Source organism: Streptomyces poriferorum, assembly GCF_019399235.1.
GTDB classification, from domain to species: Bacteria; Actinomycetota; Actinomycetes; order Streptomycetales; family Streptomycetaceae; genus Streptomyces; species Streptomyces poriferorum.
Genome location: NZ_JAELVH010000262.1, coordinates 1 through 8919, shown reverse-complemented (window position 1 = coordinate 8919; position 8919 = coordinate 1). Strand labels below are relative to the sequence as shown.

At 69.8% G+C, this 8919-nt stretch carries 6 protein-coding genes; 2 read left to right on the top strand and 4 right to left on the bottom strand.

Annotated features, from left to right (window positions below):
- On the top strand, nt 1-688 hold a 688-nt coding region (locus JGS39_RS31780; protein ID WP_219573205.1), incomplete at its 5' end, for a chitinase.
- A 125-nt stretch (nt 689-813) separates the two neighbouring features.
- Here JGS39_RS31780 and JGS39_RS31775 read toward each other — a convergent pair.
- Nucleotides 814-2604: a 2-isopropylmalate synthase gene (locus JGS39_RS31775; protein ID WP_236064564.1), complete on the bottom strand. Its 1791-nt coding sequence runs from the start codon at nt 2602-2604 to the stop codon at nt 814-816.
- A gap of 223 nt (nt 2605-2827) precedes the next feature.
- Between JGS39_RS31775 and JGS39_RS31770 the strand changes: the two genes are divergently transcribed.
- Nucleotides 2828-3532 carry a FadR/GntR family transcriptional regulator gene (locus tag JGS39_RS31770; protein WP_371930383.1) on the top strand — a complete coding sequence of 235 codons (705 nt, stop codon included), beginning with the start codon at nt 2828-2830 and terminating at the stop codon, nt 3530-3532.
- Between the two features lie 41 nt (nt 3533-3573).
- Here JGS39_RS31770 and JGS39_RS31765 read toward each other — a convergent pair whose 3' ends face one another.
- Genes JGS39_RS31765 through aspT (JGS39_RS31755) form a run of 3 tightly spaced genes read right to left on the bottom strand, consistent with a single transcriptional unit; the run spans nt 3574 to nt 8633 of the window.
- Complete coding sequence (locus JGS39_RS31765) at nt 3574-5235, bottom strand: bifunctional aspartate transaminase/aspartate 4-decarboxylase (RefSeq protein WP_219573203.1); 1662 nt, start codon at nt 5233-5235, stop codon at nt 3574-3576.
- 17 nt (nt 5236-5252) lie between these two features.
- A complete protein-coding gene (aspT, locus tag JGS39_RS31760; RefSeq protein ID WP_219573202.1) occupies nt 5253-6956 on the bottom strand; it encodes an aspartate-alanine antiporter in 1704 nt (567 codons plus the stop codon).
- Nucleotides 6957-8633, bottom strand: coding sequence for an aspartate-alanine antiporter (gene aspT, locus JGS39_RS31755; RefSeq protein ID WP_219573201.1), 1677 nt, complete (start codon nt 8631-8633; stop codon nt 6957-6959).
- Nucleotides 8634-8919: the final 286 nt, after the last annotated feature.

Here is an 8919-nt window from a genome sequence, read left to right as displayed (position 1 = left end):
GGACGTCCGGGTCTCCTTCGGCGGTGCCGCCGGATCCGAGCTGGCACTGAACTGCGCCTCGGCCGCCGACCTGGCGACGGCGTACGGCAAGGTCGTCGACACGTACAAGCTGACCAAGGTCGACTTCGACATCGAGGGAGGGGCGCTGCCCGACACGGCAGCCAACTCCCGTCGCTCCCAGGCCATCGCCCAGCTCCAGAAGTCCCACCCCGGCCTGGACGTCTCCTTCACCCTGCCCGTGATGCCCGAGGGTCTGACCCAGCCCGGCGTGGACCTGATCGCCGACGCGAAGAAGAACGGCGTGGACGTCGGGGCGGTCAACGTCATGGCGATGGACTACGGCGCCTCGTACAGCGGCGACATGGGCACGTACGCCATCCAGGCGGCGACGGCCACCCAGGCCCAGATCAAGGGCGTGCTGGGCCTCTCCGACGCGGACGCGTGGAAGACCGTCGCCGTCACGCCGATGATCGGCGTGAACGACGTGGCCACGGAGATCTTCAAGGTGGAGGACGCCACCCAGCTGGTGACCTTCGCCAAGGAGAAGGGCCTCGCCTGGCTGGCCATGTGGTCGGGCACGCGGGACAAGGAGTGCGCGGGCGGGTCGAAGCCGTCCGCGGATGCCTCGTGCAGTTCGATCGCGCAGGAGCCGCTCGCCTTCACGAAGGCGTTCGGCGCGTACAAGTAGTAACCCAGCAGCCGATTTCCCCCGCCCGTGCATCCCGGCCGGCGCCCACATTCCCCCCACCCGGCCGGGGTGCGCGCCCCTTTGCGCGCGCGGCCCGCCCGGGTGTCCTCAACCGCCGGACGGGCTCAAACGGTGTCCTCGATCGCCGGACGGGCTTCTGCCCCGCCCGGAGCGGCTCGGAGTTCCGCCCGGTTCACCGCCGACAGCACCGCCGCCACCGACGCGGCCACGCCCGACGTGTCCTGGCCCGCGCCCCAGCGCACCCGCTCGCCGACCCGGCACTCCGCGTACGCCGTGACCGGCCCCCCGGCGGCCCCGTGCTCCGCGAAGTCGAGGACCGTGACCGTCACCCCGGCGCCCTCCAGCGCGTCCGTGAACGCGGACACCGCACCGCCGCCCGTGCCCTCGTAGTCGCCCTCGCGTCCGTCCACCCGCAGCGTGCAGACGAAGCGGTGCTCACCCGCCGGGCCGCTCTCCGCCGACCAGGAGGTCAGGGCGACCGAGCCGTCCCGGCCGGGGGCCAGATACGTCGCGTCGAACAGGTCCCACAGGTCCTTGGGCGTGGCCTCCAGACCGCTGTCGTCCGTCGCTTCCTGCACCGTACGGGAGAAGTCCGCCCGCATCCGGGCCGGCAGGTCCACCTCGTGGTTGCTCCGCAGCAGGTGGGCGATGCCGCCCTTGCCGGACTGGCTGTTGACCCGGATGACCGCCTCGTACGTCCGCCCCACGTCCGCCGGATCGATCGGCAGGTACGGCACCGACCACAGCTGCGAACCGCTGTCGGCATGGTGCGCGAACCCCTTGCTGATCGCGTCCTGATGGGTGCCCGAGAACGCGGTGTACACCAGGTCGCCGCCGTACGGATGGCGTGGCGGCACCGGCAGCCGGTTGCAGTGCTCGACCGTGCGGCGGATCTCGTCGATGTCCGAGAAGTCGATCATCGGGTCGACACCCTGGGCGTGCAGATTGAGGGCCAGGTTGACCAGATCGACGTTGCCGGTGCGCTCCCCGTTGCCGAACAGGCAGCCCTCCACCCGCTGCGCCCCCGCCAGTACGGCGAGCTCCGCGCAGGCCACGCCCGTACCGCGGTCGTTGTGCGGGTGGACGGAGAGGATCACGGAGTCGCGCCGGTCCAGATGGCGGTGCATGTACTCGATCTGGTCCGCGTACACGTTCGGTGTCGCGATCTCCACCGTGGCCGGCAGGTTGTGGATGACCGGCCGGTCCGGCGAGGCGTCCCACAGCTCGGTGAGGCTGTTGCAGATCTCCAGCACGTAGTCGGGCTCGGTCAGGATGAAGACCTCGGGAGAGAACTCGAACCGGATGTCCGCCCCGGGCCTGGCCCGCGCCAGCCGGTCCATCTGCCGCGCGGCGTCCAGCACCACGCCGTGCACCTCGGCCCGGCTGCGGCCGAGGACGACGTCGCGCCAGACGGGCGCGGTCGGGATGTAGAGGTGGACGACCACCCGGTCCATTCCCGCGACGGACTCGAAGGTCCGCTCGATCAGCTCCGCCTTGGCCGGGGTGAAGACGACCACGGTCACGTCGTCGGGCACGGCCCCGCTCTCCGCCAGATGCCGCACGAAGCCGAAGTCCGTGCGGCTGGCCGACGGGTAGCCGATCTCGATCTCCTTGTAGCCCATCGCGACGAGCAGATCGAACATCCGGCGCTTGCGCGGGGTGTCCATCGGTTCGGCCAGGGCCTGGTTGCCGTCGCGCAGGTCGACGGGGACCCAGAGGGGGGCGCGGTCGATACGGGCCTGCGGCCAGCTCCGGCCGGTCAGCGGGATGTCGACGCGGTCGAACGCCGGCCGGTAGCGGTGCGAGGGCATCGAGCTGGAGCGTTGCGGGTTCCAGTGGGGCGCGGCCTCGGGTACGGGCCCGCGGGGCGTGCAGATCGTGGGGAAGCTGTGCATCGGTGACATGACGCCGGACGGGGCATCGCGCAGGGACTCGGACGTGAGCTCGGACATGAACGCGGTCTCGTTTCGCATCGCCGGATGCGACCGGCACAGCACGGCACCCCGCGGCGGGGTGCCGATCGCTTCAGGCCCCGCCGCGGCAGCCGAGAAGGAGGAGACCGCCGTACGTCATGATCGGTACAGTAGTCAGAAACCAAGTCCTCAGACAACCTGACAGGTGAATCCCGTGTCCTCGCTCGGCCCGCTCCACCCCAGCCCTCTGGTCGAACAGGCCACACGTCATCTGCGCGCGCAGATCACCGAGGGGCACTGGCCGGTCGGCACGAAGATCCCCGGCGAGACCACACTCGCCAAGACGCTGGGCGTGGGCCGCTCCACCGTGCGCGAGGCGGTGCGTACGCTCGCCACGCTCGGGCTGCTCCGGTCCCGCCAGGGCGCCGGCGTCTTCGTCATCGCCGACCACGAGGCCGAGGAGTGGCCGGTCAGGCTGCGGCGGGCAGCGGTCACCGACGTCTACGAGGTCCGCATGCTCATCGAGGTCCAGGCCGCCCGCCTCGCCGCCCGGCGCCGCACCGACGAGGACCTGACCGCCCTCGACGCAGCGCTCGCGGCCAGGCGCGAGGCGGGCGCGGGGCCGGACGACGCCGCGTTCGTGGACGCGGACATCGCCCTGCACCGGACGGTCGTGGCGGCCGCCCACAACCCCGTACTCACCGATCTCTTCGCCGAGTTCGCCCCCGCGCTGCGGCAGGCCCTGATCGACCTGGTGGACCTGCTCGGGCTGCGCCGCGGCGATCCCCACCACGGTGACGCGCAGCACCGGGCGCTCGTCACCGCAGTGGTGGCGGGTGACGCGGAGTCCGCGGGCCGGGCCGCCCAGGCGGAGCTCCAGCACACCCTGGACCGCCTGCGCGCCGCCTGACCGGCCCCCCGGCCCGACCGGCCTGATCCGGTCGAAGGGCCCTACGCCGCCCCGGTCCCCGAGGCCCGCCACTCCTGTGCGTACTCGTCGAAGATCGCCCGCAACTGGTGACCGATCTTCAGGTAGTCCAGGTCGTCCAGATTGGCCAGGGAGACGCGGACCGACCACTCCGGTCCGTCGAAACCGCCGCCGTTCAGCAGCACCACGGACGTCTGCTCGGCCAGCCGGAACAGCGGGTCGACCGGCTCGTAGTTCTGCTCCAGGTAGTCGGCGAACTCCTTGCCCAGGGTGCGTTCCGCCTCGGCCAGCAGGTCGAGCTCGATGTAGTACGAGGCACGCTTGGGGTCCTCGGAGATCTTCATGTGCGCGCCCTCCAGCAGGAGTTCGAGGCGCTGCCGCACGATGGCGCGGATCCGCTTCTTGTACTCCTGGCCCTCGTCCAGCATGTCGAAGAGGGAGAAGAGCGTCATCATCACCTGCTGCGGCAGCGACAGGCCCGCCGTGTGGTTGAGCGCCACCTGTCGGGAGTCCGCGACCAGCCGGTCGACGAACCGCATCTCCTCCGGGTGCAGGGACAGCGACCCGTACCGCTTGCCCAGGCGCGCCTTCTCCTCGGCGCCCTGCGCGGCCAGCAGGTCGTCGATCACGTTGTCGTCGTGCAGCCCGATGACGCCGAGCCGCCAGCCGGTGGCGCCGTAGTGCTTGGAGTACGAGTACACGAGCAGGGAGTTGCGGGGCAGGTCGGCGGCAAGCGAGCGGAAGCCCTCGACGAAGGTCCCGTAGACGTCGTCCGTCACGACGATGAGGTTCGGGTTCTGCTCGGCGACGATGCCCACGATCTGCTCGGCGACCTTCGGAGCGAGCGCCAGGGACGGCGGATTGCTCGGGTTGACGCAGCAGACCATCCGGACGGACGGGTCGGCCAGCTTGGCGATCTCCTCCGGCGGGTAGCGCCACTGCCGCACCCCGGTCTCGGTGAACAGGTTCGCCTCGACGTGCACGACGTCGAAGCCGTACATGTCCAGTTCGGGGATCTCCAGGTACGGGGTGAACACGGGCACCATCAGGGCGATGCGGTCGCCCTTGTGCAGGATCCCGTTCTTCAGCAGCGAGTCGAAGATGTAGCACATCGCGGCGGTGCCGCCCTCGGTCGCGAACAGGCTGAGGTTTTGCCCCTCCGGCGGCCGGTGGTCGAACATCTCGTCGGCCACGTACCCGCGCACGATCTGCTCGACATGCGGCAGGATCCGCCCCGGCACCGGGTAGTTGTCCCCGATCGACGCGTCCGCCAGCTCGTGGACGAACGCGTCGGGCACGAAACCGAAGCGCTTGACCGCCAGGTCGATGCTCGCCTGCAGCAGCTCGATCCCGGGCAGCTCCGGATGCGTACGCACGAAGCGGGCGAAGCGGTCCGCGCAGCCGGCCTCCTCCGGCATCCCGCCCAGGTTGTCGGCCGTCCAGACCCGGCGGGACTCGGCGATCGCGAAGTAGCCGAGCGCGTGGTACGCCTCCCGGGGGCCGGTGGCGACCCAGTTCGGGTTGCCGCGGCCCGCGTTCAGCATGGCCCGGATCGTCTTGCCCTTCTGGCCGGGCTTGTCGCTCTGCTCGGACTGGGCGATGGTGATGAACTTGTCCTTCAGCTCGAACGGGCTGAGCTGGGCGAACGAGCGGATCTCCGCACGGCTGAGGCTGGCCTTGGGCATGTCTGCGCTCCCGCGGTTCAGTGGTTGAGGATGACGATGACGGCGCCCCACACGGTCAGCAGCACATTGCCGACGGCGTACGGGATCGTGTAACCGAGCGTGGGGATCTGAGACTTGGACGTCTCGTTGACGGCACCGATCGCCGCCGTGGTGGTCTGGCCGCCGGCCAGCACACCCATCAGGATCGGGAACCTGATCTTCTGGATGTAGTGGCCCACGAGGAATCCGACGAGCAGTGGCACGACAGTGGCGACGGCTCCCAGGAGCAGCAGCCCCCAGCCCGCCGACGAAAGACCGCTGGTGAAGCTGGGGCCGGCGTTGATGCCGACCACCGCGACGAACATGCACAGGCCCAGGGTGTCCATGAACCACTGGGCGCCCGGCGGCACGTTCCCGTACGTCGGGTACTTGCCCCGGATCCAGCCGAAGACCAGACCCATGATGAGCCCGCCGCCCGACGTGGAGAGCGAGATCGGCACCCCGCCCGCGGTCAGCGCCGGAATGCCGATGCAGCCGCCGAGGAAGATGCCGAGGCCCACCCACACCATGTCCGTCGCGAAGCTGGTCGGCACGGGCTTGCCGAGCTCCTTGCCCGCCGGGCCGACCAGCCGCTCCGGACCGGTCAGCACCAGCGTGTCGCCGCGCTCCACCGGGGTGGAGAGCCGGAAGGGGAACTCGGCGCCGGCCCGGTACAGCTTCTCGATGTAGACACCGGCCATGAACGGCTCCCGGCGCAGTTCCTCCACCGACCTGCCCAGCTGCGCCTTCTCGGACGCCACCACGTGCAGTGTCTCGGTCCGGTATCCGAGCAACGCCACGTCGTCCGCCTCCGGGCCCACATGCGTACGGGCGTCGAAGTCCACCAGGTCGTGCCGCAGGGCGCTGACCGCGATGGTGTCCCCGCCCCGCAGCACGAGGGACTGGGCCTGCGGCAGGATCGTTCCCTCGCGCCGGACCTGGGTGATGTAGACGCGGCGGCCGAGTGCCTGCTGCTGGGCTTCGAAGTCTGCGATGGTGCGGCCGGCGAGGTCGGGGCGTTCGACCGTGTAGGCCCGCAGCACGGTCTCGTAGTAGCCCTCGCCCTCGTCCGGGTCCTCGTCCGGGGCGTCCAGCTCCGCGGCCAGTTCCGCGCTCTCCTTCGCCAGGTCCCGGCGGTAGAGCCGCGGCAGCACATTGGCGAGGAGCATCGCGCAGAGGATGGTGCCGAGCGGATACGTCACGGCGTACCCGACCGCGACCAGGTTCTGCTCCGACTTCACCTCGGCGGAGGAGAGACCGGGCAGGGTGCCGATGGCGTCCTGTGCGACACCGATCGCCGCCGACTGGGTGAGCGCGCCGCTCATGAGGCCGGCGCCGAGCCCGGGTCCGTAGCCGAGCAGGACGGCGAAGAGCCAGGAGACCAGCAGCCCGGTCACACAGACCACGACCGCGTTGACGACCTGCGGGATCCCGTCCTTCTTCAGGCCCCGGAAGAACTGCGGGCCGACCCGGTAGCCGAGTGCGAACAGGAACATGATGAAGAAGAGGTTCTTCACCGTTCCGTCGATCTGGATCTTGAACTGCGCCCCCAGCACCAGGCCCGCGACCAGACAGCCGGTCACGGCGCCGAGCGCGATCGCCTTGTAGCGGACCTTCCCGATCAGGAATCCCAGCGCGACGACCAGGAAGACCAGCAGTTCGGGATGGGGCGTGAAGATGTTGCGGTTGAGGAAATCGATCATTCAGGCCCCCAGGACGCCGACGAGGATGGGACCGGTCAGAGGCAGCAGGAAGTTGGAGAGCGCGTACGTGATCGTGTAGCCGAGCAGCGGCACCGAGCTCTGCGCCACCTGGGTGATGGAGGTGATCGCCGGGGTCGAGCACTGCTGGCCCGCGATGGCACCGATGAGCAGGGGCTTCTCGATCTTCAGGACCGTCAGCCCGACGATCAGCGAGATGGTCGCGGGGATCAGCACCATGGCGATCCCGGCGAACGGCAGGAGCGCGCCGTACTCCTTCAGCAGCGGCCAGGCCTGGGGCCCGGCGGTCAGCCCCGTACAGGCGATGAAGATGGCCAGGCCCAGGTCCTTCAGCGTGTTCGCGGCCTGCGGGGGGAAGGCCCCGAAGGTCTGCCTGCGGGAGCGGAACCAGCCGAAGAGCAGCCCGGAGACCAGGCAGCCGCCGCCGGTGCCGAGCGACAACGGGATGTCACCGATCCGGACGACGATCTGGCCGATCAGCGAACCCACCACGATGCCGAGGCCCAGGTAGACGAAGTCCGTCGCGTCGTTCTTCACGACGGCGCCGATCTTCGCGACGAGCTTGTTGAGGCCCGCGCGCGCACCCACCAAGGTCAGCACGTCGCCGCGTTCCACCTGCGTCTCGGCCGACGCGGGCAGATGCTGGTCGTTGCGCAGGACGTCCGTGATGTACACGCCGTCCCGGCGGAACTCGGGGTGGTCCCGCTCCAGCTCGGCGATGGTCGACCCGGCGGTGGCCTTCTCGGTCACCGCGACCTGACGGGTGGCCAGCGGGGTGTCGAGGCCGGGCACGGCCGGGGTCTCCGGGCCGATCGCCCGGCCGGCCGCGATGATGCCGCGCCGCCGGCCCACCAGCTGGACCAGATCGCTCAGGGTCAGCTCCAGATCGGGGGAGGGGTCCAGCAGCACACTGCCGCGCTTCACGCCCTCCACCGTGACGACGCCGCCGAGCGAGGCCTCCAGCTCACCGATGCTGCGGCCGTCCGCCGTGGTCACCAGGAAGGTGCGGCCGACCGTCCTGGGCAGCGCCTCGCGCTCGTCGGACTCCAGACCGCGGACGCCGCCGCGCATCTTCTCCCAGAGTTCGCGCGAGGCGTCCGCCAGGTTGATGCGCAGCAGCATCGGCATGATCTGGCTGGTGTACAGCACGATGGTGACCAGGCCGAAGAGGTAGCAGACGGTGTACGCGGTGGCGACGTGCCCCTGGTACTGGGTGATCTGGGCGGCGGTCAGGTCGTCGAGCTTGCCGATGGCCTCGGTGGCCGTACCGACCACGGCGGACTCGGTGGCCGCGCCCGCCAGGATGCCCGAGGCCGTCCCGACGTCGAGGTCGAAGGCCTTGGCCAGGCCGAAGGCGATGCCGAGCACACAGACCAGTTCGATCAGGCACAGGGCGAAGAAGCGCAGGCTCTTGCGGTTGAGGTTGGCGAAGAACTGGGGCCCCGCCAGATAGCCGAGCGAGAAGATGAACAGCGCGAAGAAGACCGTCTTGACGTCCTCGTTCACGCTCACGTGCCGGGTGCCGATCAGCAGCGAGACGATCAGCGTGCCGCAGATACCGCCGAGCGTGATCGGGCCGACGCGGATCTTGCCCACGAGGTAGCCGAGGGACAGACAGAGGAAGAGTGCAAGTTCGGGATGGTCGCGGACTACTCCCATCGGGCGTCACCCACCCTGGGTGACAGGAGTGATCATTAGGCACATAGGGGTGAAATTAACAGAGTGTGAGATGACCGGCATGTCCGGTTCGCTGGTGTCGCGAGGCGTCGTAACGGCTCCCCCGGGGGGCGTTGTTCGGTCATCGGCCCCGCTGCTGTTCTCGGCCACCGTCCGGCGCTCGGCTTCGGGGAAAGAACGCGGAGGTACCTCCGGACGGCCCCTGGGTGCGACGTCCCGTTCACCTTCCGGCGGGCGCAGTCAAAGGAATCGGGGGTGGGGAGGGGTG